This window comes from Tenacibaculum sp. nBUS_03, assembly GCF_051201695.1.
In the GTDB taxonomy this organism is placed as follows: Bacteria; Bacteroidota; Bacteroidia; order Flavobacteriales; family Flavobacteriaceae; genus Polaribacter.
Window position 1 is genome coordinate 3,635,349 of record NZ_CP179214.1, and the last position, 22,610, is coordinate 3,657,958.

At 29.5% G+C, this 22,610-nt stretch carries 33 protein-coding genes; 32 read left to right on the plus strand and 1 reads right to left on the minus strand.

Going from position 1 to position 22,610, the window contains the following annotated elements; translation table 11 throughout:
• Positions 1-141: 141 nt before the first annotated feature.
• From ACMFBB_RS16555 to ACMFBB_RS16605, 11 genes are all read left to right on the plus strand, one after another.
• Positions 142-417 carry a hypothetical protein gene (locus ACMFBB_RS16555; protein WP_435261847.1) on the plus strand — a complete coding sequence of 92 codons (276 nt, stop codon included), beginning with the start codon at positions 142-144 and terminating at the stop codon, positions 415-417.
• 5 nt (positions 418-422) lie between these two features.
• Positions 423-722: a hypothetical protein gene (locus ACMFBB_RS16560; RefSeq protein ID WP_435261848.1), complete on the plus strand. Its 300-nt coding sequence runs from the start codon at positions 423-425 to the stop codon at positions 720-722.
• A 141-nt stretch (positions 723-863) separates the two neighbouring features.
• Entirely contained in the window at positions 864-1,475 is a 612-nt protein-coding gene (locus ACMFBB_RS16565; protein WP_435261849.1) for an ankyrin repeat domain-containing protein, read from the plus strand.
• A gap of 61 nt (positions 1,476-1,536) precedes the next feature.
• Complete coding sequence (locus ACMFBB_RS16570) at positions 1,537-1,896, plus strand: hypothetical protein (protein WP_435261850.1); 360 nt, start codon at positions 1,537-1,539, stop codon at positions 1,894-1,896.
• Positions 1,897-2,171: 275 nt separating this feature from the next.
• Entirely contained in the window at positions 2,172-2,585 is a 414-nt protein-coding gene (locus tag ACMFBB_RS16575; protein ID WP_435261851.1) for a hypothetical protein, read from the plus strand.
• A gap of 194 nt (positions 2,586-2,779) precedes the next feature.
• On the plus strand, positions 2,780-3,238 hold the full coding sequence (locus ACMFBB_RS16580; protein WP_435261852.1) for a hypothetical protein: 459 nt from the start codon (positions 2,780-2,782) through the stop codon (positions 3,236-3,238).
• A gap of 31 nt (positions 3,239-3,269) precedes the next feature.
• Positions 3,270-3,395 carry a hypothetical protein gene (locus ACMFBB_RS16585; RefSeq protein ID WP_435261853.1) on the plus strand — a complete coding sequence of 42 codons (126 nt, stop codon included), beginning with the start codon at positions 3,270-3,272 and terminating at the stop codon, positions 3,393-3,395.
• A gap of 108 nt (positions 3,396-3,503) precedes the next feature.
• The gene (locus ACMFBB_RS16590) at positions 3,504-3,710 is read left to right on the plus strand and encodes a hypothetical protein (protein ID WP_435261854.1); all 207 of its coding nucleotides are present in this window, start codon (positions 3,504-3,506) and stop codon (positions 3,708-3,710) included.
• A 142-nt stretch (positions 3,711-3,852) separates the two neighbouring features.
• The gene (locus tag ACMFBB_RS16595) at positions 3,853-4,236 is read left to right on the plus strand and encodes a hypothetical protein (RefSeq protein WP_435261855.1); all 384 of its coding nucleotides are present in this window, start codon (positions 3,853-3,855) and stop codon (positions 4,234-4,236) included.
• A 34-nt stretch (positions 4,237-4,270) separates the two neighbouring features.
• Positions 4,271-4,543, plus strand: a complete 273-nt coding sequence (locus ACMFBB_RS16600; RefSeq protein WP_435261856.1) for a hypothetical protein — start codon at positions 4,271-4,273, stop codon at positions 4,541-4,543.
• 58 nt (positions 4,544-4,601) lie between these two features.
• On the plus strand, positions 4,602-5,291 hold the full coding sequence (locus tag ACMFBB_RS16605; RefSeq protein ID WP_435261857.1) for a DUF1963 domain-containing protein: 690 nt from the start codon (positions 4,602-4,604) through the stop codon (positions 5,289-5,291).
• Between the two features lie 57 nt (positions 5,292-5,348).
• Here ACMFBB_RS16605 and ACMFBB_RS16610 read toward each other — a convergent pair whose 3' ends face one another.
• Complete coding sequence (locus tag ACMFBB_RS16610; protein WP_435261858.1) at positions 5,349-6,320, minus strand: IS110 family transposase; 972 nt, start codon at positions 6,318-6,320, stop codon at positions 5,349-5,351.
• 415 nt (positions 6,321-6,735) lie between these two features.
• Here ACMFBB_RS16610 and ACMFBB_RS16615 point away from each other — a divergent pair, with 415 nt between their 5' ends.
• The 21 genes from ACMFBB_RS16615 (at position 6,736) to ACMFBB_RS16715 (ending at position 22,520) form a co-directional block, all read left to right on the plus strand.
• Complete coding sequence (locus ACMFBB_RS16615; RefSeq protein WP_435261859.1) at positions 6,736-7,434, plus strand: hypothetical protein; 699 nt, start codon at positions 6,736-6,738, stop codon at positions 7,432-7,434.
• Between the two features lie 277 nt (positions 7,435-7,711).
• Entirely contained in the window at positions 7,712-8,041 is a 330-nt protein-coding gene (locus ACMFBB_RS16620) for a hypothetical protein (protein ID WP_435261860.1), read from the plus strand.
• A gap of 166 nt (positions 8,042-8,207) precedes the next feature.
• A complete protein-coding gene (locus ACMFBB_RS16625; RefSeq protein WP_435261861.1) occupies positions 8,208-8,927 on the plus strand; it encodes a hypothetical protein in 720 nt (239 codons plus the stop codon).
• Between the two features lie 225 nt (positions 8,928-9,152).
• Positions 9,153-9,653, plus strand: coding sequence for a tetratricopeptide repeat protein (locus ACMFBB_RS16630; protein ID WP_435261862.1), 501 nt, complete (start codon positions 9,153-9,155; stop codon positions 9,651-9,653).
• 238 nt (positions 9,654-9,891) lie between these two features.
• Entirely contained in the window at positions 9,892-10,200 is a 309-nt protein-coding gene (locus ACMFBB_RS16635) for a helix-turn-helix domain-containing protein (protein WP_435261863.1), read from the plus strand.
• Entirely contained in the window at positions 10,190-11,425 is a 1,236-nt protein-coding gene (locus tag ACMFBB_RS16640; RefSeq protein WP_435261864.1) for a DNA cytosine methyltransferase, read from the plus strand. The genes ACMFBB_RS16635 and ACMFBB_RS16640 overlap by 11 nt, the downstream gene beginning before the upstream one ends.
• Positions 11,425-12,594: a hypothetical protein gene (locus tag ACMFBB_RS16645; protein ID WP_435261865.1), complete on the plus strand. Its 1,170-nt coding sequence runs from the start codon at positions 11,425-11,427 to the stop codon at positions 12,592-12,594. The genes ACMFBB_RS16640 and ACMFBB_RS16645 overlap by 1 nt, the downstream gene beginning before the upstream one ends.
• On the plus strand, positions 12,587-13,987 hold the full coding sequence (locus ACMFBB_RS16650; RefSeq protein ID WP_435261866.1) for a Sau3AI family type II restriction endonuclease: 1,401 nt from the start codon (positions 12,587-12,589) through the stop codon (positions 13,985-13,987). Before ACMFBB_RS16645 ends, ACMFBB_RS16650 begins: the two co-directional genes overlap by 8 nt.
• Positions 13,988-14,250: 263 nt before the next feature.
• Positions 14,251-15,297, plus strand: coding sequence for a hypothetical protein (locus tag ACMFBB_RS16655; protein WP_435261867.1), 1,047 nt, complete (start codon positions 14,251-14,253; stop codon positions 15,295-15,297).
• A gap of 99 nt (positions 15,298-15,396) precedes the next feature.
• Positions 15,397-15,648 (plus strand): hypothetical protein, encoded by a 252-nt coding sequence (locus ACMFBB_RS16660; protein ID WP_435261868.1) that lies wholly within the window; start codon positions 15,397-15,399, stop codon positions 15,646-15,648.
• A complete protein-coding gene (locus ACMFBB_RS16665) occupies positions 15,620-16,084 on the plus strand; it encodes an HNH endonuclease (RefSeq protein WP_435261869.1) in 465 nt (154 codons plus the stop codon). Before ACMFBB_RS16660 ends, ACMFBB_RS16665 begins: the two co-directional genes overlap by 29 nt.
• A 236-nt stretch (positions 16,085-16,320) precedes the next feature.
• The gene (locus tag ACMFBB_RS16670) at positions 16,321-16,464 is read left to right on the plus strand and encodes a DUF1737 domain-containing protein (RefSeq protein ID WP_435261870.1); all 144 of its coding nucleotides are present in this window, start codon (positions 16,321-16,323) and stop codon (positions 16,462-16,464) included.
• A gap of 365 nt (positions 16,465-16,829) precedes the next feature.
• Positions 16,830-17,735: an SH3 domain-containing protein gene (locus ACMFBB_RS16675; RefSeq protein WP_435261871.1), complete on the plus strand. Its 906-nt coding sequence runs from the start codon at positions 16,830-16,832 to the stop codon at positions 17,733-17,735.
• A 144-nt stretch (positions 17,736-17,879) separates the two neighbouring features.
• Positions 17,880-18,134, plus strand: a complete 255-nt coding sequence (locus ACMFBB_RS16680) for a hypothetical protein (protein ID WP_435261872.1) — start codon at positions 17,880-17,882, stop codon at positions 18,132-18,134.
• Between the two features lie 10 nt (positions 18,135-18,144).
• Positions 18,145-18,621, plus strand: coding sequence for a hypothetical protein (locus ACMFBB_RS16685; RefSeq protein ID WP_435261873.1), 477 nt, complete (start codon positions 18,145-18,147; stop codon positions 18,619-18,621).
• 144 nt (positions 18,622-18,765) lie between these two features.
• Entirely contained in the window at positions 18,766-19,173 is a 408-nt protein-coding gene (locus tag ACMFBB_RS16690) for a DUF6249 domain-containing protein (RefSeq protein WP_435261874.1), read from the plus strand.
• A gap of 200 nt (positions 19,174-19,373) precedes the next feature.
• Positions 19,374-19,880, plus strand: coding sequence for a hypothetical protein (locus ACMFBB_RS16695; protein ID WP_435261875.1), 507 nt, complete (start codon positions 19,374-19,376; stop codon positions 19,878-19,880).
• A 109-nt stretch (positions 19,881-19,989) separates the two neighbouring features.
• A complete protein-coding gene (locus tag ACMFBB_RS16700; protein WP_435261876.1) occupies positions 19,990-20,760 on the plus strand; it encodes a DUF695 domain-containing protein in 771 nt (256 codons plus the stop codon).
• 275 nt (positions 20,761-21,035) lie between these two features.
• A complete protein-coding gene (locus ACMFBB_RS16705) occupies positions 21,036-21,611 on the plus strand; it encodes a suppressor of fused domain protein (protein WP_435261877.1) in 576 nt (191 codons plus the stop codon).
• A gap of 95 nt (positions 21,612-21,706) precedes the next feature.
• On the plus strand, positions 21,707-22,267 hold the full coding sequence (locus ACMFBB_RS16710; protein ID WP_435261878.1) for a hypothetical protein: 561 nt from the start codon (positions 21,707-21,709) through the stop codon (positions 22,265-22,267).
• Positions 22,268-22,337: 70 nt separating this feature from the next.
• Positions 22,338-22,520, plus strand: a complete 183-nt coding sequence (locus tag ACMFBB_RS16715) for a hypothetical protein (protein ID WP_435261879.1) — start codon at positions 22,338-22,340, stop codon at positions 22,518-22,520.
• The last annotated feature ends 90 nt before the right edge of the window (positions 22,521-22,610 follow it).

Genomic DNA, 22,610 nt, shown 5'->3' on the forward strand with positions numbered 1-22,610 from the left:
CTTTTGATTTGGATTTAAAAATGAAAAGATAAAATAAAATAAAAAGTTTTGGCTAAGTGCTTAATCGAAAGTTCAGTATTTTTAATTCCCGTACTAACCATAGCCAAACCGTTGTGTTTAATGCTGAAAATGAATTAAAAAATGGAAAAAGTATTTAAGATTTTAATTGTTTTAATCGGAGTTGTTGTCATTTATGGTTTCTATATTAATTCAGATAATTATATAAAAAATCAAGATTGGAAATATGGAGAAGGAACTCACATTGGAGATTGGTTAGGAGAAAACAGTTTTGAAATTGAAAGCGGAATAATAAAAACAAATAGAGGAACAGCAAGAATCGTTTTCTCATATGGTATAAAACTAATCATTGAGAATGTCGAAACAAAAGAAAGAGGTTTGTACTTCAACAAAAACTGAATTAAATGACTATAGTTTTACTTATCGGAATTTCTTTTGTTCAGTTTGGATTGTATTATCTGAATCGTAAATACGGACAAAAAATTCCAGAATTTCTAATTCTTCTGACTTTTCTTATTTGTTATTTTTTAGTAATACCAAGATTTTTTTACCCAGAACCAAGGCCTGACGGAATTAATTGCGGAATGCCAGTTCTCGGAATAACACTTGGATTTTGGATTTTCGGAACAATAGCTGGAATTGCAACACATATAATTTGGAAAATAATAAAATATAAAAGCACTAAAACACAACAACGGCTATAGTTCATTACGGCTGAAATTACTATTCTGAATTTCAAGCCTTTTTGCTAAATTTATGGTTACGGCGGAATGATATTTGCGCACCATTCCGTAACGAAACCATAGCCCAAACCGTTGTACAGCATTAAAATCAATAAAGAATCTATGAGTTTATTCAAAAGTTTGTTTTCTTCAAATAAAACTGAAAAGGATTTTGGAATTGAACTTTTTCGAGCACTTTACGAACCAAACAAACAAAAAGTGATTGAATTAATTCAAAGAGAAAAAATAGGAATAGACGACTATTTGGATTCATCTAATTCGAACTCAATTCTTATTAATGCAGTTAATTACTCATCCGAATTTCAAGACTCGAATGAACAATTGGAATTGATTAATTATCTAATTGACAAAAAAGCAGATGTGAATTGGAAAAATGATGATGGATTTAATGCTTTACATATCTCTCTTGCTTATCATAATCTTTCGAAAACATCCTTACTATTATTAAGAAAAGGGAATCCCGATGTAAATATTGTTGAGGAAAAACATGGAAATAGTCCAATATTTACAGCAATTCGAGAATACGGACTGACTTGGCGAGAAGAACAAAAAGAAGTCAACCAATTAAGATTTGAGATTATTAAAGAACTCTTGAATCGTGGAGCTGAACTGGATAAAATAAATAATCACGGAATTTCAGCCAGAAAATGGATTGAAAGAGTTTCCGAAAACGACAAATTACATAATCTGATAAATGAATTTGACAAAAAATAACGCAGTACAACAACACCTAAACTGCATTAAAACGCAGCTTAGCCAAAACGTTATAAGCAATTTGAAGAAAAAAATATTCATATCACTATTTATTCTAATTCATTCATTGTCTTGCAAAACAGATTTAAAAAATGAAAAACCTGACAATTCACTATCCACTAAGGAAGTTTTGATAAGTAAAGATTATGACCAAAAAATAACAACAGAATTCATTAAACAATTGTTAGAAAAAGAAAAGGCTCATAAAAAAAATAGTTTTCTTAATCCCAATTGTATATTAGAAAAGTCTAAATGGAAATTAACAGATAAGGAATTAAAATTATACCTTGGAGAACAACTGAAAATAACAGACAAAGATTTTCTCCAACTCCAAATTGATTTATTCAACAAGTTTATAATAACTAGAGAATTATTGCGATAATTTATTTCGAAAAAATTTGTGGTCCTTTATGTGGTGGTGGAGTTATTATGACTTATGAATTAAAAAAAGGGAAATGGATTGAAAAAACGATATTGGATAATTGGATTAAATAAAAAACTGCTTATAACAATGGCTATAGTTAATTCGGGCTTTAGAACAAGAAAAAGATAAAACAAAATAAAAAGTTTTGGCTAATCGCTTAATCCGAAATTAAATACTAATTTAATCCCGAACTAACCATAGCCGAGCCGTTGTGCGTCATTTAATAAAAACGAATGAAAACAAATTTTGAAATAGAAGAAAACTATGCAGTTCAATTGAATGGAACTCATATTGACCTTCATAATAATTTTGATTTCGTTGAACTTTCAAAAAACGGGAATAACATTTCGGTGGACTTTAAAAGAACAACAGGTGATTGGGTAAAAAATGACGAATTCAAAAGCCTAATGTTTGAATTTAAGAATGTCTCATACGAATATTATGAAAATGGAGACAGTGAAGCTTTAAAAGAAGACACCGAACGACTTGGAGAAATCACTTTTTTCCCAAGCGACTCTAGGGAAATTAATGATGGGTTTATCCCACAGTTTAAACCAAAAATTAATGACGATTTAATTATGTTTTTTGAAGATGGAAGAGTAATAAGGATTGGATGTGAGGAGATAGAACTGACGGTTCGAAATTAATATAAGAACTAATGCTGAGTTGGTTGACAAAAAATAGAACAAAAGAATATAAGGACAGACTTCTTAAATCCTTTCCGACTGAACTCAAATCGGACGTTGAGTCGGTTATCAAAATATTGCCACTCGAAAAGAATGACGTAAAGCTTTGTGATGGTCAATTTCATAAAGTTGAGAATCTCATTCATCCGACTGAGTTGACGATTAACGTGAACAAGGAACAACTGACAATTCCTTATAGGCTATACTTTAACGAGCCAGACATTGATTATGAAAATAATTTGACCGACAGACAGAAATCCATTCTGAACTGCATTTTCTTAAGACATCACAATGGATACCTACGAGAAAAGAGGCTTAAAAAGCTAGTCCATAAGGACGATAAATGGATAATTCCTTTTACAATTCAGTTACTAGGAGAATATGTATTTGAAATTTTAGAAGTCTTAGGCGAACACATAAATGAGAAGACAATAAGTGATTACTACTCATTTATTGAAGAGAATCCTAAGTATTGGCAACAGACCGAAAGTCGGATGATAAGTTATTGGAATGAGTATTACAGATATAAATTTCCGAAACTGCAAGAATATTTGGGATTTAAAATTATAAACCGAATAAAAAACGAACGCACAACACCACCTAAACTGCATTAAAACGCAGCTTAGCCAAAACGTTGGTATTAATATGAAAAAAGGAGAAACCATTTATTGTATAGACGAGTCATTATATTCTGACCATATTACAAAGAGAAAAAGTTATAGAATAGAAGACGCTAAGTTAGACCAAATAAGAATACCAAATGATAGATAAAAACTTGTTTGGCTTCCTTCCCATTGTTTTACTGATTCCATAATACCAGATATAAAATCAATTAATATTGATGACGAAATTAATGACAATTATAATTCATGTGTAGAGGTGACTATTAAATTTAGTGATGGAACAAAAAGATGGGGAACTTTTATGACTATTAATCGGTTAAACAAACTATTTAATAATCATAGACATTATTTTACAGGAAAAAATTTAATTTTTACTCAACAGATTAACAAAGACATTATCGAAAGGACAATAATGGAGCTAGATAAACAAAACGAATTGTATAAAAATACAAATGAATACTAATACCAACAATATGTATAATTAATTGCTTACGGATTTATTCCTTCGGACAAATCTCGTAGGCAATAAATTTCAAGTATTTTAATTATTTTTACGTTAAAATTCCGCAACCAATCATACACAAACACGTTATGCTCAATTATAAATGACTAAAGAAACATACAATATCTTAAAAAGAATGGAAGAAAGACCAGCAATGTGGTTGGGGGAATGTACGTTAAAGGCTTTAAGTTCTTTTCTTATGGGCTATCAATCAGGTTTGACCGATAAAGGAATAGACGAACATATTCTTCCTACTTTTGAGTTTTTTGAGTGGATAAAAAACAAACTCGGGTATTATGAATCCACTGCAGGTTGGGCAAATATGATACTTGCTTCAACAATGGGGTTAGATCCAAAGAATATTGACTGGGATAGTTATGATATAAACGTGAGTTCGATTCAACATAATACTTCTTTCAAAAAATTCTATGAGTTGCTAGAGGATTATATGAATGAAAAAACTGAGTGCAACAGAAATAAAAAATAGCTTTGAATTGAGTATTATTAAAAACTAGTTAAAAATGGAGTCCGAATGCTTAGCATATAGAAAGTACCCTGAACCTAATGGAACTGAATATTTTGAATATGATTTAAAAACTGATCAGCAAATAATAGAGTTATTCGATTACTGTCAAATACTTGAAGCAGTGATCAATAAAAATGGTTGGATTTATTTAATAAATAAGTTTGGGTTTGAAAAAATGTTTGAATTGAATAACAAAAGTGGGTGGATGAATTGTGAATCTCTATCTGAATATAAATTTGACATTAAAAACGAAATAAACAGAGCATAACAAGGTGTAAAAATGCATTAAAACGCATTTTACACTAAACGTTACCACACATTAAAAAATGACAAAAGAAGAATTTGAAAATAAAATCAGAAAATCTGCTATTAAATTTCAGGTTGGTGGATTTAGACCTGAGGATTCTTTGACCTCTTCTTGGATTGGAAATGTAACGGTAAAGGAAGGTGATGAGTCTTGGCCTGAGTCAAATGGGCAACCAATGATTCCGATTTGTCAACTAAACCTTAAAGAATTGCCGAACAGACCAGAAAACTTGAAGGACATTGAATTAATTGCTTTATTCATTGATTCAAGCGAATTGCCAGATGACAAACCTAATGGAGAAGGATGGTTAATTAGGACATATTCCGATGTCCAAGAATTAGAAGAAATTGAGAAACCCAATACCGATTTTCCTATAAAACAGTTTCAATTAAAACCAGAAATTTTAGACAACTATTTTCCGTGTTGGGAAGATTGTCCTATTGAAGTGCCAGAAGAGTTTGATGAAGATTACTATGACTTATTTCCAAACCAAGAAGGAATAAAGATTGGTGGTTGGCCAACTTTAGTCCAATCTGAAATATTTTGGGCTCCATTCAATCAACACCCTGCTGAACCCGAATTTGTTTTTCAAATTGATTCGATTGAGAAGGCTAATTGGTTTTGGGGAGATAATGGAGTTGCCTATATAGGTCGTGGAAAGAAACCAGAATCCAAGAGTGAATGGACTTTTAGTTGGCAATGCTATTAACTGAAAATAAAAACGTGTGGTAACAAAGAACTGAGGTAAAAACCAAATAAAAATCCTTTAATTTATAACCAAAGTACTTTTGTACTCTCTATTGAAGGGAACCCCGTTTTTAACAATTGAAAAAGCTTGTTTTAATAGTTTGTTACACACTGCTATTAAAGCAAGTTTTTTACTCTTACCTTTGGCAACAATTCTATCATAAAGTGCTTTACAAGCTTGGTTGTATTTGCAGGTATTAAAACTGCACATAAAAAGTAAATTTCTCAGTTTTGGATTTCCCATTTTACTAATTCTTGGTCGTCCTTTAACACTAGTTCCACTTTGTCTTATTATTGGAGTCAGTCCAGCATAACTACATAACTCTTTAGCACTTTGAAAACGCTGAAATCCATCGGTAAGAACTAGTAACATTAAAGCAGTTTTATTACCTATTCCAGGAATGCTTTTTAGTAAAGTTAATGATTCTTGGTATTCTTTTTTTACATTTTCGAGCAATGCCTTTTCTAAAACCTCAATCTCCTTTTCTAGGTTTTTCAAACTCCTTTTAATAGATTTAACCACGCCTTTTGCCGGAGTACCTAATACTTCTTCTCCATGTATTTTATTTTTTAATTGTGTGCTCTGTTTGCTGTAAATGCTGAGCATACGAGTTACTTGTAAGTTTTCTTGTTGTTTTTTTGATTGCCCAGTCCACAGTTTAGGTTCGCAATCTTTTGCATATTGCTGAATCATTTTTGCATCACTCTTATCAGTTTTTATTTTCGATAGATTCATTTGGATATAGCGCTTAATTTTTAAAGGATTAACCACACAAACTCCGATACCTGCGTCAAGTAAAAAATATGCTAAACGACTATGGTAATACCCTGTGGCTTCCATAACGTAAATGGAATTTGTAGCTAATAATTTTAAAAACTTTTTAAAGCCTGAACTGCCATTGGTAAACTGATAATGGGCTTTGTTATTGTCGCATACATCAAAGACATCTTTACTAATGTCTATTCCTAAATATTTTATATCTTTATTCATAAGAAAAAAGGATTGTAAAGAGCCACTCTATTGTGAATTCAACAACTTGAAATCGAAGTCTAAAGCTTCATAGAACTGAACGAATTTAACATAGAAAAGAGTAGGGATTATCAATGTTGACGAGATCATAGTCTCTGTGTATAACATAACCTTATTCCACTCTTTGGTTCTTTATGATTAAATAACTAATTTAATAAAATGCTAACTTAAGCTGTATATAGCAAATAGGGCGTTTTGTGCTTAACGAAAGCTCAGTGCTACATACCAACACCGCCAAATTTTTAATTTGGCTTTTAAGATGAATAAATTAAAAACAAAATATAAAAATATGGCTCAGAGCAAACTTGAAAGTGTATCGCTTTCTACTGCCCTACTTGCCATATACTAAACGTTAGCTATAATTAAATTGGAAAGAATGTCTACAAAAATTGATTATGATAAAATTTCACTCAAATATTTTATAAGTAATATTGGAGTATTGGGGGATTTGTCAACTCTTTCTTCAGTTAAGAAAATTTACAATCAAACAAATTCATATGATGATGAAGTGGAAGTACAAACTTTAGATGGTAATTTAAGTAAAGTATTTCAAAATTTTTATGAGATTTTTATAAATGACAGACCGTTATCATTTATTCTTGATGAATATTTTGAAAATAAAACACCTATAATATACAATTGGGTTGGAATGATAGGAGCTTTTCGTAAGAAATTAGATTTAATCACAATTAAGTTGTTACTTAAACAGGAAGTTGAAAAAAGTGATGTGATTTTACTATACAGTAAAAATAAGGAATTAAAGAAGACAGAGATTAATCAAATAATTGAAGAATACGGTCCAGAAATTGATCAGTATTTTGAGGAGTGTAAAAATGAAAACATTCATATTTATGGGTGTCCAAAATGCGGGGAAAGAGAACATGGGGGATATTTTGTTAATGTTAAAAAGGAAAAAGGTTATTATCAATGGGAATTTTATAATAAAAACAATCTGTCTTTTACCAAAAAACATCAAATAAATAAGAAAAATGAAAAAGATAAATTAACTATTAAATTTGAAGAAAATCAATATATTAACACATTTTATAATTATTTGAAGATCAAAAATAGCTAACAAAATGTATAATTAATTGCTGTATCTAAGCTCTTTTTGAAAGGAATCGCTTAATATTGGAATTTATTGATTTTTAATTATATTCGAAAAAAAACGCAACTAATCATACACAAAACGTTGTGTGTAATTTGAGAAACGAATTAAAAAGTAACTAAATAGGAATATTTGAATTTTCAAATAAAAACGCTTCAGAACTGACTCTGAAATCGAATTTCAAATGTAACATTTTATCAGAAATTGACACTAATTTAATATAAACTTATAAAATTTGATTTTTATGCTTAAAAAGTTAATTATATTATTTGTTGTTTTATGCTTTTCTTGTAAAACTGATTCTGAAATTGGATTTAAAGGGAAATGGGTAAATACAAAAAAAGGAAATGACAAGAAAATTATTGTAATTTCAAGAAAGGGAGAAAAATATACAGTAAATATAAATCGTAAAGAAAAATTTTCAGCATTTAAGGAAAATGGTGCTTTGAAAATCATTATGAAATATGATACTATAGAAAGCATAATAGACAATAATAATTTTTTAATTATAAGAAATGAAACTTTTAAAAAACTGAATGATAACTTTTCTAATCCTGGAGCTGGAAATTATTAAAAAACTACACACAACACCTTATAAAATTAATTGCTAGTTTTAGATTACTCATGAAAAGTCCTCGCAAACTTTCCGTCTGTGATTTATTTACTAACTTTAATGTTTAGAACACGCAACTAATCTTATACAAATACGTTATACCTAATTAGGGAAAATTAAGATTGAAATGAGTAAAGAATTAGAGCTATTGCAATGGAAGATATTAAAAAATTGTGATGAATTACGTAACATAGATAGCAATAAAATAAATATTATTTCTGATTTTAGTTTTGAAGACCATATTGAGTTAAAAGACAAAGACAGAGGTTGTAGAATATACCCATACCATTTTAGCAGCAAAATTCCTAAATATGAATTCGAATGGGATGATTGTCCGCTTTTTAAAATGTCAAGTAATGATATTAAAAGGCTAGTTGAAATAATAAAAAGTTGGGTCTTAAATAAAACTTTACCGTCAAAAATACAAACTCAATTTCCTCAGATAAAACTCAATAAACTTGCTGAATATTATGAGAAAGGAGAAGGTATTAAAGGGGAGTTTTTAGAAAGTTGGGATGTACTTGAAAATAGTTGTATTCAAGGTCTTTCAATTGAATATTATGAACAGGCTAAAGATGAATTAAAGTTAGTTCAAGAAATGAGAAAATTTAAACTTGATGAATCATTGCGAATAGGTTCGCAATTGTCTGTTTTAATTTTATCAAGAGCTAAAAGACAAGGTATTGATGAAGATGAACCACAAATAAGAATAGTTTTCTTTGGTGATAATAAAATGAAAATATATCCTAATTTAAATAATAACAGAAAAAGTATTGAGTCTGAAGTAAAATATAGAGGATATCTTGAGGAAATGATAAAAGAATTATTAAAAGAAGAGATAAAATAGGTATAACAAAATGTATAATTAATTGCTAGGTTCACGATACTTTAGAAATCATAAGCTAAACCAAAAACCAATAATTTTTACTTAAATTTGGTAAAAAAATCGCAACTAATCATACACAAAACGTTGTGTTTAATGAAGAAAAACTAAATGGAATACGAATAACCAGAAGATCAAATCCCGATTTTCAATTTAAATTTTGAAAAAGGAAATAAATTTGCTGACGGTTTGACAATAATCAAAGGACAAGGCAATTCAAAACTCGGATTTTGGAATAAAAGAAAAGCAATAAAAGCAATCAAATACTACTCTGAATGCTTATCCATGATACCGAATCATTGGCAAACCAATTGGTTAATAGCAAAGGTTTATCAAGCAATGTCTGACAATGAAAAAGCATTAAAACACTTCGAAAAAGCAGTTGAAATAGAAAAAACTAATCCTGATTTACCAAGAGAGGCTTCAATTTCTGCAATGGATTCAGGAAATGTAGAACTTGCTGTGGAATATTCCCAAGAAGCTATTAGTCGAGAACCAAATGACGCTGGACTTTATTGTAACCATGCTGTGAATTTGATGGTTTTAGGAAATGATAATGCAGCGAAAGCTAATATTGAGAAGGCAATGGAAATGGAACCGAATGATGAAATCAATAAAAATGTTTTCTCTCTAATAAATGCTGTTGCAATAGGAAAGAGAAAGCGACCAAAATTTAACGAATTGAAATAAAACACTAAACACAACACTATGTAAAAATGCATTAAAACGCATTTTACATTAAACGTTGTGTTTCATACTACCAGCCGCATATTTTAGCACTTTTGGTTTTTGCTAACGCTAATTTCTAAGGCTCTAAAAACCAAAAGAGCTAAAATTTCCCAACACTCGAAATAATCCGAATTAAAAGTTGGAAATCCAAAATGTTTTTATAAATTTGGACAATATTTGTCTAAAACAATTTTGACCAATGAAAACATTAGGCGACACTTTAAAATGTGCGAGAGAGGAAAAAGATTTGATACTACGAAAAGTTGCGGCTGAAGTCGATATTGATCAATCTCTGATAAGCAAGTTCGAGAAAAATGAACGAAAACCGACAATGGAGCAAATCATAAGACTTGCAAAATTTTACGGACTTTCAGAAAGCGAACTAATAATAAATTGGTATTCCGAAAAAATTGCGGAAGAACTAAAATATACAGAATCAACTTCCGAAATACTAAAAGTTGCAGAGGAAAAAATTAACTATTATAAAGCTCAAGAAAATGGAAAATAATAAAATGAAAGTTGCAGAATTATTTGCAGGAGTTGGAGGTTTTCGTCTTGGACTTGAAAAAAGCAATTATCAAGTTGTTTGGAGTAACCAATGGGAACCTTCAACTAAAATGCAACACGCTTCAAAAGTTTATGAAGAGAGGTTTGGTAAAAAAAATCACTCGAACGAAGATATAAATGAAGTTGTAACAAGAAATGTAGAAGAAATTCCTGATCACGATTTATTGGTTGGTGGATTTCCTTGTCAAGATTATTCTGTTGCAACAACTTTACACAATTCAAAAGGATTAAAAGGTAAAAAAGGTGTTCTTTGGTGGTCAATTCACCAAATTTTAGAAAACAAAAAAAACAAGCCAAAATACTTGTTTTTAGAAAATGTTGATAGACTTTTAAAATCGCCAGCAAAACAAAGAGGTCGTGATTTTGCTGTAATGCTTCAAAGCTTAAATGATTTAGGTTACGCAGTAGAATGGCGAGTTATAAATGCAGCTGAATATGGTATGCCACAAAGGAGAAGAAGAGTTTTCTTTATTGGTTATCATAAATCGACAGAAGTCTACAAAAGACTTCAAAAATCAAATAAAACAAATTGGCTAACAGAAGAAGGAACTATTGCTAATGCTTTTCCTGTTATGAAAACAACTGCAATTCAAGAAGTTGAATTAAAGGGAAATTTAGTTGAAATAACTGATAATTTCAATAAAAACGGAAAATTATCACCTTTTCAAAATACAGGTTTATTAATAAAAGGTAAAGTCTTTACAACTAAAACAGAGCCAAATTATGATGGAGAAAAAACTGTTTTAGCAGATGTTTTACAAAATGGAGAAGTTACACCAGAGTTTTTTATTGACGAAAATGACAAGCCAAAATGGGAGTATTTAAAAGGAGCTAAAACCATTGAACGCAAATCAGCGGATGGATTTGTTTACAAATATTCAGAAGGCGGAATGATTTATCCTGATGCTTTAGACAATGCTTCAAGAACCATAATAACAGGAGAAGGCGGAAAATCACCTTCAAGATTTAAACACGTAGTTGTTTCTGATAGAGGTTTACGAAGATTAACACCAATTGAGTTAGAAAGACTAAATATGTTTCCAGATAATCACACTAAACTAGATGGAATTACAGACACGAAACGTGCATTTTTTATGGGAAATGCTTTAGTAGTTGGTGTAATTGAAAAAATTGGAAAAGAACTTTATAAACAGGTAAATTCATAATGGCAGGATATTTATTTAGTTTAAATAGCATTGAATCATTAATTGAATCAATAAATTTAGGAGTTTACTCAACTTTAATTTCAAGACCAAATAATAATATTTGGAGGATACAACACGAAGGAACTTTTGCTGATTATTGTTCTATGAAAGAAGGCGATAATGTCTACTTTTTTTTTGAGAGAAAAATTTATGGAATTGGTAAATTGATTAATATAAATGGTAGCTGTAAGTTTCTAAACTACCCAAACGCCAATTTACCCAATAATCAAAACTATGTTGACATTCAAAATGATTTGCTTTACGACAATGGAGAAAATAGTATAAAGAATAGATTCATTTGCACTTTTGAGCCTTTTCCATTTTTCTTCCAAAATGGAATTGATATGGATGAAACTTTGTCATCTGCACCAGAGAAGTTCAAAATATTAAGAGCTTTTTGGAAATTAAGTTTTATAAAATTTTCAGATACCGAGAATCAAGCATTTAAAGATATAATCTTAAGGAGAAATATTGTTGCAATTAACAATCCTGATAACGATAATACCTTTGAAAGTAATTATCAAATTAATCACGATTTAATAAGAGAAAAAACAAATAACAATCTTGATTACCAATTAAATATAGCGCCTTTTTTAAACACCATAAATAACGCAAACGGTAGTTTAAGACACGAAATGGCTATTGAAGCATCTCTTATTTATCAAATAACAAATAATTTACAAAACGCAATAAACATATTTGGCTCTTGGGATTATATTACTCATCAAGTTATTGCTTCACCATTTAAACCTGTTGATTATATGGATAAAATGGATGTTTTTGGCTATAAATATATACAAGATCAAAAACCAACAATTTCAGATTATTTGGTAGTAGAAATTAAGAAAGATGAAATAAATTCTCAAGACATTTTACAACTAATGAAATATGTTGATTGGGTAAAAAACGAATACGCTTATGGCGATTATAGTATGATTAAAGCATTTATGCTCGGTTTTAGTTATACACAAGATGCTTTAGATACTTTTCTTGAAAATGTTGAGCGTAAATTCATAAAAGGTGTAAGACCATCTGTTTCTACAGAATGGAATAATGTAAAATTAATTCAGTACAGGTTCAACGAAGAGAACAATTTATTAGACTTTACAGATATTACACCAAATGAATAAAGAAGGTAATTTTGATATAAACTCACCAAATTCAATTATTGAGTTTGCAAAACTTTTAAAAGATCAAAGTTTAAGACAAGCTTGTGGTATTGAAATTGAAAAACACGGTTACAGAGGAAAGGGTAATTTTGGTCAAATATTAGAAAAATTCTATTTCGGCTATGAACCGAATTCTGATGCTGAACCCGATTTCAAAGAAGCAGGAATTGAACTAAAATCAAGTCCGTTAAAAACCTTAAAAAATGGAGAATATCGCTCAAAGGAAAGACTGGTTTTAAATATCATAAACTATTTAGAAGTACATAAAGAAGAATTTGAAACGAGTTCGTTTTGGAAGAAAAACGCACATTTACTTTTAGTATTCTATTTACACGACAGAGATTTAGACTTACTCGACTATTTAATAAAATTAGTTGATGGTTGGCAATACCCAAACGAGGATCTAAAAATCATTAAACAAGATTGGGAATTTATTAATCAAAAAATAAAAGACGGAAAAGCACACGAATTATCAGAAGGAGATACTTTTTATCTTGGTGCTTGTACAAAAGGCTCAACTGCTCTAAAATCATTCAGAGACCAGCCATTTAATGATGAACAAGCAAAACAAAGAGCGTATTCTTTAAAACAAGGTTATGTCAATCACATAATCGCAAATATTGCTCAAGAAGAAACTGCTGTTTATGGAAAAATAATTGAACAGCCTGAAATTTTAGAAAAAGTACGTTCAATAGAAGAAATAGTGATTTTAAAATTTCATCCATTTTATGGCAAATCAGCTGAACAGATAGAAAAAGAATTGGGTTTAGAATTAAATCAAAACGCCAAAAGTTATTTTGCAAATCTTACAAATGCAATTCTTGGACTTCAACTCGGACAAAAAATTGAGGAATTTGAAAAAGCTGATATTCAAGTAAAAACAATTCGACTTAAAGAAAATGATTTACCAAAAGAAGATATTTCGTTTCCAACATTTGAATATCAAGAACTTGTAGAAACGGATTGGGAAGATTCAGATTTTAAAAATATTTTAGAAAGTAAATTTTTCTTCGTGTTCTATCAATTTGAAGGAGAAAATTTGATTTTAAGAAAAGTCAAGTTTTGGAATATGCCTCATTCTGATATTCTTACAGCCAAAAATGTTTGGGAAGAAATGGTAAAGAGAGTTTCAAATGGAGAAATCGTAAAAGAAGTAACTGAAAAAGGTATAAGAAAAACTTATTTTCCAAAGAAGACTGAAAACAAAGTGAGTCACGTTAGACCACACGCAAAAAATGCAGCAGATACTTATGATTTACCTGTTTCAGATAAATTGACAGGACTAGCTGAATATACAAAGCATTGTTTTTGGCTAAACGCAAGTTATGTGAAAGACGAAATATATCTGAAATAAGCCAACGCTTAAAGCCATACACATTTGCAATTCGCTTCAGCCACCACACAAGCCAAAAATTGCAAAAGAGTATGTCTTTGCCAACGCTACAAACAGAACGGAAAATAAAGTACGAAAACACAACAATGTATATAAAAAATAGCGGTTTTAGTGCTTAAACGGAAATGAATTTTATAAATTTAAGGTCAGTACAAAACCGAAAAGTTAGTGCATAAAATCCACTACTTTTCATATACAAGACCGTTGCCATTAATACGAAGAAATTGAAAGAAATATTTAAACATATCGTTCCAGAAGAAAAATTAAATCCAGTTTTTAAATTATTGAGTACTGGAAAACAATTAGACCCAGCCAAATTACTGATTGAAGAAATTACATCTGAAATGGAAGACAATGACGGTAATTTTATTCAACAATTTCAAACTACAGGATTTGACTCAAGGCTTTGGGAAATTTTCTTACACAAGTTTTTTTCGGAAAATGGATTCAACTTTGACAATTCCTATAATCGACCTGATTTTTACGTTGAAAAAGATGGTTTTGACTTTTTTGTAGAAGCAAGTTTATCTAATGAAGTTCAAGAAGAAAAATTCACAAAAGAATATATATTTAAAGCGGAAAAAAATAATGATTTAGATGTACAAAATGAATTAATTGAGCATTATATAATGCGAATGGGAAGTGTACTCTATTCTAAATTGCAGAAAAAATATTGGGAACTTGAATGGGTCGCAGGTAAACCATTAGTTTTAGCGATAACACCAGCACATAATTATTTAGCTAATTTTTTGCCTGATGCCAAAATTATTGAATATTTATATGGTTTATCTTATGAATCAAAATCTGAAGAAGAGCCTCATATTCCTAAAAAAATAGTTAGAATAGAAAATCACAAATTCGGAAAAAAAGAAATTCCACCTAATTTTTTTGAATTACCTAACACAGAAAACATAAGTGCTGTGATTTTTACTAACAATAGTGATTTACATAAATTCAATCGAATGGGATACCAAAGCGGAATCTCTGATGAAATAATTATTATGGAGCGAGCTGGATTAGCTTTTGACACTACACCCAGTGCCCATCCTGTAGAATTTTCCCAATCAATTATTCCAGGAGATTTAAAAGAAGATTGGAACGAAGGAGTTAATATTTTCCATAACCCCAATGCACTAATTCCTTTAAGACGAGATTTATTTGACAATATAAGACAAACTTGGATTGATGAAAACGGAAGTTTAGAAGGTACTATGCCTAACTTTTATCCCTTTAATTCAAAAACTTTTCCTGTCGGTTTAAACCTTGGATAAAGTTCTAAAACCAAGAAGTATCTGAACAAAATGAGAAAAACAACCAATGAGCAAATTCATAAAGCGTTTGAAATCGCTAAAAAAGTCTACCTGAACGAAATGTCAGTTTCGGACGGAGCTAATGAATTGGTAAATACTGGAATGAAAAAAAGCTCTGGACTTGACTATATCTATGCTTATTCAAAATTAATAACGGGAAAATTATATACAAGAACTATAAACGCATATGCAACGGATTATTATCTTGACCAAATTCTTAAAGAGAATGGTAAAAACGGCTTAAGAATAGCTCTTCTCGCCAATTACCAACACATCGAATATTATGAAGAGACTGTCAGGTGCTTCTGTTAAAAAAGGAAGGAAAATCTATGATAAATATTATAGATTAGTAAAAGATGATTTTGCAGAAACTGTATTTCCAGATGAAGTAGATACAGACAAAAGATATTCGGAAGGAAAAACGAAAAAAGTCAAAGTAAATAGTTATGAAAGAAATCAATTAGCAAGACAAGAATGTATTGAACATTTCGGACTAAATTGCCAAGTTTGTGATTTTAATTTTCAAGAAAAATTTGGGAAATTAGGACAAAATTTTATTCACGTTCATCACATAATTGACATTTCAACAATAGGTAAAGAATATTCTGTTAACCCTAAAACGGACTTGATTCCTGTTTGCCCCAATTGTCACGCGATGCTGCATAAACAGAAGCCAGCGTATTCAATTGCGGAACTGAAAAATATATTGCGAAAAAGTACTAATGGCAACAACCTGTATAAAACATAGCTAGTAATTGCTAAACCGAAAGGTTTGAATTTATTTGCAAAGACCGCCAATTTTTTAAATTTGGCTTTTAGAATAGAAAAAATGAAAAACAAAATATAAAAATTCGACTCTGTGTTAATCCGAAAAGTTAGTGTCTTTTTTACGCTACGTTTCATACACAAGACCGTTGGCATTCATTGACGAACGAACTTAAAATAAAACAAATTTTATAAAATTAAATTATGGAAAAACAATATATGATTGCAACCGGAAAAAATGTGAAAGAGCTTACTGAAGAAGTACAATTTAGAATGAATGAAGGTTGGACTCTACAAGGCGGAATTTCAATTACTCTTGCTACAAGTCCAGTTTTTGCTCAAGCCTTAGTTAAAGAATCGTAAGGGATTTACACTACCATTGTTCAATTAATTCCTTAAAATTCATAGGTGAAAATGACGTCTGACTTTATAGTTCATTTACGTATTCAGAAACTGAATTAAAACCCAAACTGAATGCAAAATTTAGCAAGTTTCGGAATTGATCGCGCAACTTGAATTAAAAAAGTTTGAGGAATAAATTGCTGAACAGAATTAAGGCGAATAATTAAAAACCTAAACAAAAACAACGAAATGCCAACAAAGTGTATAGTTAATCGCTATTCCTTGCTAGACCAAAGGTATGTGATTTTTTATAAAGCTAGTATTTAGCTATAAAAAAAGTACATTTATATGCGCAACTAACCATACACAAAACGTTGTAACCCATTATGACAGAGCTAAAAAAAATATTTATTATTCCGTTAATTATTATACCGTTTGTTGTTCTTTCACAATCAAAAATAGGAGTCATAAAAGACAAAGACGGATATACAAATGTAAGGACAGACAGAAACAACAGAAGTGAAATAATTGGAAAGGTACTTGACAAAGAATATTTCACATATTTTGAAAATAAAGAATCAAATTGGTGGTTAATTGAGACAGTAAAGGGGCAATTCGGATATGTACATGAAAGTCGTATTTTGTTTGTTCAAAATGGGTATGTACAAAATGGTAAATTAACAAACAAGAAAGTAATGGTAACTGAGAAGATTGAAAACCTTCAACAAGTAGTTATAAAAATCATTCAGTTAAGACCATCTGAGGATAGTTATGAATTTAGTTGCAGAGGTTTAATTCGAACTATTAAAGGAAATAAAATAATCAACGAAATCAATTATGGAAATATCGAGCCAGTTGGCAGTAGTTTTGGTTTAGTATATTCCAAAAAACAGAATAATGAGAATTTATTTATCGCTTCGAAATTTGGCGATTACTCTGGTGAAATAATTATTATTGATGAAAGTGGAAAAATTCAAAATTTTCAAGGAGGTCAATATTTTATAACCAAAAATGAAAAATATTTAGTTTCCGGTTGGTCTTCCGACTTGAGCGGTTTAACAATTTATGACTTAAAAAAAAAGCAGATTAGATTTAATAATGAACTAGATTTCTACCTAGGAGATTGGTATCTTTCTGACAATATTTATTTTAGTCCTTTATGGAATGGTGAAAGAGAACTCGAGCAAACATATCAAATAGACTTTGATAATTTTCAACTAAAGAAAAGTAAATTGAAAACTAATGATGTAGGTAAAATCAAAATGAAAAATGAAGATTGTTATTGCAATTAACGGGTTACAACACAATGTATAATTAATTGCTAGGTTTAAGTTACTTTATAAAATATTCGTTAAAACTAAAACCAATAATTTTTATTTACATTTAGAAAAAAATCGCAACTAATCATACACAAAACGTTGTAAAACATTAACTAATTGCAAGAAAAAAAACAATATCAAAAAGGTTTCTGTATTATTTGTAAAAACAAAACTGTCTCTTTCGAAAAAGGGGTGATTTGTAGTTTAACAAATTTACTTCCTGACTTCGATAAAGAGTGTAATAAATTTGAAGTTGACGGAACAAAAATTAGAGAAAAGATAAATGATTTTAAAAAAGGGATTAACTTAAAATACACAAAACTTGAGAATAAAAAATTCTGGACAGATACCTCACACTTCTTTTTACACTGAAAGATTTAGTTTGAAAAATAATTTTAGAAATCTTTCTAATGGAGGTATTAATATGAAATTTTATAGAAATAAATTTAGTATTCTGAATCATTCATTAATTTTTATGGGAATGTTTCTAATGATTGTATATGGAAATATAAAACATAATTATGGATGGGGATTAAAATCTTTTAATATGATTTTTTTAATAGTGTTTTCATTAATTGGTGTGATTTATATTTCATATAATTACTTTAACGATGAGAACTATGTTATTTCTATTCATGAAAACTATATAAATCTTAATGGAGAAAAAATATATTGGAATTGTATATTAGATTATGTTATAATAGAAGGAAAAAATGAAGATAAAGTGATATTATGCACCAGCTTAGATGGAATAAAAAAAATAGATATGAAAAGATTTGATAATTCCGCCTTTGAAATAGCAGGTATTATAGAAGAAAACATAAAACATTTTACAACACCATATAAAATTAACTGCTAGTCTTGGTTTACTTGGAAAATTCCTTCGGAATTTCGCCGTTCGTGATTTATCTAGTAAATTAGTTACTTAAAACTCGCAACTAATCTTATACAAACCGTTATGTGTAATCAAAAAATGAAGTTTTAATAAAAAAATTGACTAATTATGAAGCCTATAAAGGAAATGACTTTTGAAGAATTGGAAAAGTACATTATTAATAAAAAAATGATAGGTGCATCCTTCAGAGATATTAATAATATTTTCGACAAAAATGAAATAGATACCAATACCAAAGCTCTTATAATGCCTAAATTATACGAAATTGACAAACAACAAAAAAAAGAATTAAATAAAATTGAAAAGTCAAATATGAGACAAAATGGGATAATTAATATTTTCATTGGAATTGGGATTACAATATTTGGATTTGTTCTTTATAAATTATCTTCAAAAGTTGGAATCATTTTTATATTCAACTTTATTGTTTGGGGAGTAGGAGGAATAATGATTTTACAAGGACTTTTTAATCTTATATCTGGAAGCTTAAAAGCAAATAATTCAAATAAAGTTTAACTCTATTTGAAAATTTGATATTAAATACGGAGAATATTGAAAGTAAAAGGCTACACATAACAAAGCGTATAATTAATTGCTATTCTTTGCTAAACCAAAGGTAAGTGATTTTTTTAAAGCTAGTGTTTAGCTAAAAAAAATGTACATTCATACACGCAACTAACCATACACAAAACGTTAGCAACAAGCATAAATGAAAAATGGAAGAAATTGGAATTCAAGCATCACCTAAAAGAATTGAATTAGTGAAATTTATTCATTCATTATTTTCATCTAAAGACTTAATGAATTGGAAAGGAAATTTCGAAAAGACCTATATTTTTAACGGAGTTGAAAATATAGAAAATGATGATTTGGATTTGGATTTTTCTGGTTTTGCTCTTCAGATTGAACCAAATGAAAGTGAATTTCCAATTAAGGTAACGTTATTGAGAACGGATGAAGAACACTCAGAAGAGCGCGAACTATTTTTAGCATTAAAACTATCAGAAAAATTTAATTGTAGAACTATAATAAGCGGACCTGACTATCTTGCTGACCATCCTTACTTGAGTTTAATAATTGAACAAGGAAAGATATTTGAAGCTGATGACAGCGGAACGGTTTGGGGGGATGGAAATGGAACAGAAGTAAAAATAACTAAGGAAATAAAAATCAAACGACCTGATTTTGATTCGAAAGGAAGCTTGAAAAAAGCAAGTTGCTAACACCACCTAAACTGCATTAAAACGCAGCTTAGCCAAAACGTTAGGCATAATAAAAAAAATAAGGAAATCAATTACATTTTTATTGATAATAATATTTTCAACCACACGAATGACTGCACAAAATTCGGATGAACAATGGGACACTTATATGGCAACATATGAGAATGAAAAACCTGGTTCAACTACATTAAGAATGGATCTAATCAATTCTACGCCAATAAAAGAATTTGATTTTGTTTTGGTTACTGGATTAACTTACGATACTTCAAAAGAAAACGGGTTACCAGAAAATGAGACTTTTAGTATTTTACACAAAGTTGCTGATGAACTAATTGAAATAATAAAAAAAGAAACGGAATTTATTCTAGTTGGTTCGTTTATGTATAACAATGAAAGACTTGAATATTTCTATATTAAAGAACAAAAAAATATTATCTCAAAAATTGAAAACTTTTATCAAACTAATTACCCTAAATATAAATTTTACTTGAATGTAAAAGAAGATAAGGAATGGAAATATTATAGAGATTTCTTATATCCAAACGAGGAAACTAGAAATTATATGGCTGACCAATCTGTATTACGAAATTTGGAGGAAGCAGGAGACAATTTAACGAAATCAAGAAGAGTTGACCATTGGCTTTATTTTTCAAAAGAATCGGATATGAATAAATGTAAAGCGGATTTAGAAAAGTCAAATTTCAAGGTGCAAAACTCTGGAATTAATAAAGAAACGAACCTTCCATATGAATTACAAATTTGGAGAATAGACAATGTGAATATTAACTCAATTTATACAATTACGTCAGATTTAAGAAAAAGAGCGAATAAATTTAATGGAGAATATGATGGATGGGAAACTTCTATTGAAAAGGAATAAAACTATGCCTAACAAAATGTATAATTAATTGCTATTTCTTGTTAAACCAATGATAAGTGATTTTTTATAAAGCTAGTGTTTAACTCTAAATTTTGTACATTTAAACACGCAACTAACCATAAACAGAACGTTAGGCACAAGCAAAAAAACATGGCAGAATATATAAATCCATTTGTTGATAGAACACATTACCATGAACACACTGAATGGATTAGTGAACACTTAGATAATTTTTTCGACCAAGCTTCAATCTCAGTATTTCACGAGATCCAACGTTGGATTTACACCTTGACATTTATTTTATCAAACCGAAAAATGCTCAATTCAATATTCTTCTGACTTCTGGGATGAGCACTCTAAAAATGGAAGTAGATGAACAAGCTGGAAATCCAGTGGAATTTGAATTTGCCGAATTAATGATGCTTATTCCAAAAGAAATAGAATTTGATCAGGTTTACTCTGGACAAAATAAAAATGATTGGATTATTTCAATACTCAAGCAATCAGCTAAATTTCCTCATTTTTTTGACACTTGGGTTGGAATTGGACACACATTGCAAGCGGAAATGGATATGTCTCCATACTCAAGAGAAACTAAATTTGTTGGAGCTTTAATTCTTCCGCCTGTTACATTTGGAAAGGATTTTACTGAAATCCATAAAAATGGACGAAAAATAAATATATACAATGTTTTTCCACTATATAAAGATGAGTTGGAATTCAAAATAGAGAATGGATATAACAAAATGTTGGACTTATTAATAGAGGCTAATGGAAAAGAAGTATTGGATATGAAAAGAAAAAGCCTGATTTCAAAAAAATCATTGTGGAATAAATTAATTGGAAAATAAAAATTGATAAAGCCAGTGCCTAACAACACCTAAACTGCATTGAAACGCAGCTTAGCCAAAACGTTAGCCACAATAATAACAACTATAAGAAATTTATGGGTAGGAATACTGAAATCTATATGTTTAATAAAGAAAATGCTTCTACTAATCTTTATAAAGACCTTGAAAGCAAAAGACTTTATAAACAGACTTTTAAAGAATTTATAGATGAAAGGACTCAGGAGGTATTAGGCTATTATAATGTGACATTCGAAAATGTACTATCTATAATAAGTAAGGATATTAATAATATTAGCCCAGACTATTTATCTGAAATTGTATGCTATTTAGATGAAGAATTAAAATATGGTAAGTACGATAATAAAAGTTTACATTGGGAATCTGATAAAAATTTACGCTTTAAAAACAAACAAGCAGTTAATGAAATTTATGAAAAGTATGGTATCAGCTTATTATATAAAGTCCATACATCCACTGTTTGTTCTAGTTATATGTTTCAATATATGAATTACACAGATTTTTTTCCAATAAAGGAAAGCCATAATGGAATCTATAATGATGGATGTAATATCAGTGCAAAAGATTTTTTAATGTTCAATGATTATGTGATTCTTATAATGCATAAAATCGTAAAAAAATGGACTTTCTCATTATGACATTAATCATTTTGAACCAAACAAAAATGAAATAGAAAAAGTCATTCAAAAATATCAAACTAATGAAATAATGCAACAATGTATTGAGAATGAATTTAAAAGGCTAAAATCTTGTATGAGCGTTAATGACGCATATAAAATTGAGAAAAATACCGTTGGTTGGGCAGGATTATTTCTAGATAAATCTTTAGAAATGAAACTTAGAATTAATCTGGAAGCAAACTCTAGAATAGTAATTTATGATTCAGTATAAAATTAATAAAAGTGGCTAACATGGTGTATCAGTAATAGCGGTTTAAGTTATAAAAGGAAAGTATAAACGTCAAACAAAGGTCAGTGCAAA

Coding starts and splice junctions, on each gene's coding strand:
- ACMFBB_RS16665 (WP_435261869.1), top strand. CDS start 15,620: ATGAAGAGACTGTCAGGTGCTTCTGTTAAAAAAGGAAGGAAAATCTAT.
- ACMFBB_RS16635 (WP_435261863.1), top strand. CDS start 9,892: ATGAAAACATTAGGCGACACTTTAAAATGTGCGAGAGAGGAAAAAGAT.
- ACMFBB_RS16620 (WP_435261860.1), top strand. CDS start 7,712: ATGCTTAAAAAGTTAATTATATTATTTGTTGTTTTATGCTTTTCTTGT.
- ACMFBB_RS16575 (WP_435261851.1), top strand. CDS start 2,172: ATGAAAACAAATTTTGAAATAGAAGAAAACTATGCAGTTCAATTGAAT.
- ACMFBB_RS16695 (WP_435261875.1), top strand. CDS start 19,374: ATGGAAGAAATTGGAATTCAAGCATCACCTAAAAGAATTGAATTAGTG.
- ACMFBB_RS16605 (WP_435261857.1), top strand. CDS start 4,602: ATGACAAAAGAAGAATTTGAAAATAAAATCAGAAAATCTGCTATTAAA.
- ACMFBB_RS16670 (WP_435261870.1), top strand. CDS start 16,321: ATGATTGCAACCGGAAAAAATGTGAAAGAGCTTACTGAAGAAGTACAA.
- ACMFBB_RS16710 (WP_435261878.1), top strand. CDS start 21,707: ATGGGTAGGAATACTGAAATCTATATGTTTAATAAAGAAAATGCTTCT.
- ACMFBB_RS16565 (WP_435261849.1), top strand. CDS start 864: ATGAGTTTATTCAAAAGTTTGTTTTCTTCAAATAAAACTGAAAAGGAT.
- ACMFBB_RS16595 (WP_435261855.1), top strand. CDS start 3,853: ATGACTAAAGAAACATACAATATCTTAAAAAGAATGGAAGAAAGACCA.
- ACMFBB_RS16700 (WP_435261876.1), top strand. CDS start 19,990: ATGACTGCACAAAATTCGGATGAACAATGGGACACTTATATGGCAACA.
- ACMFBB_RS16610 (WP_435261858.1), bottom strand. CDS start 6,320: ATGAATAAAGATATAAAATATTTAGGAATAGACATTAGTAAAGATGTC.
- ACMFBB_RS16660 (WP_435261868.1), top strand. CDS start 15,397: ATGTCAGTTTCGGACGGAGCTAATGAATTGGTAAATACTGGAATGAAA.
- ACMFBB_RS16585 (WP_435261853.1), top strand. CDS start 3,270: ATGAAAAAAGGAGAAACCATTTATTGTATAGACGAGTCATTATATTCT.
- ACMFBB_RS16640 (WP_435261864.1), top strand. CDS start 10,190: ATGGAAAATAATAAAATGAAAGTTGCAGAATTATTTGCAGGAGTTGGA.
- ACMFBB_RS16675 (WP_435261871.1), top strand. CDS start 16,830: ATGACAGAGCTAAAAAAAATATTTATTATTCCGTTAATTATTATACCG.
- ACMFBB_RS16625 (WP_435261861.1), top strand. CDS start 8,208: ATGAGTAAAGAATTAGAGCTATTGCAATGGAAGATATTAAAAAATTGT.
- ACMFBB_RS16600 (WP_435261856.1), top strand. CDS start 4,271: ATGGAGTCCGAATGCTTAGCATATAGAAAGTACCCTGAACCTAATGGA.
- ACMFBB_RS16560 (WP_435261848.1), top strand. CDS start 423: ATGACTATAGTTTTACTTATCGGAATTTCTTTTGTTCAGTTTGGATTG.
- ACMFBB_RS16645 (WP_435261865.1), top strand. CDS start 11,425: ATGGCAGGATATTTATTTAGTTTAAATAGCATTGAATCATTAATTGAA.
- ACMFBB_RS16555 (WP_435261847.1), top strand. CDS start 142: ATGGAAAAAGTATTTAAGATTTTAATTGTTTTAATCGGAGTTGTTGTC.
- ACMFBB_RS16715 (WP_435261879.1), top strand. CDS start 22,338: ATGCAACAATGTATTGAGAATGAATTTAAAAGGCTAAAATCTTGTATG.
- ACMFBB_RS16615 (WP_435261859.1), top strand. CDS start 6,736: ATGTCTACAAAAATTGATTATGATAAAATTTCACTCAAATATTTTATA.
- ACMFBB_RS16690 (WP_435261874.1), top strand. CDS start 18,766: ATGAAGCCTATAAAGGAAATGACTTTTGAAGAATTGGAAAAGTACATT.
- ACMFBB_RS16650 (WP_435261866.1), top strand. CDS start 12,587: ATGAATAAAGAAGGTAATTTTGATATAAACTCACCAAATTCAATTATT.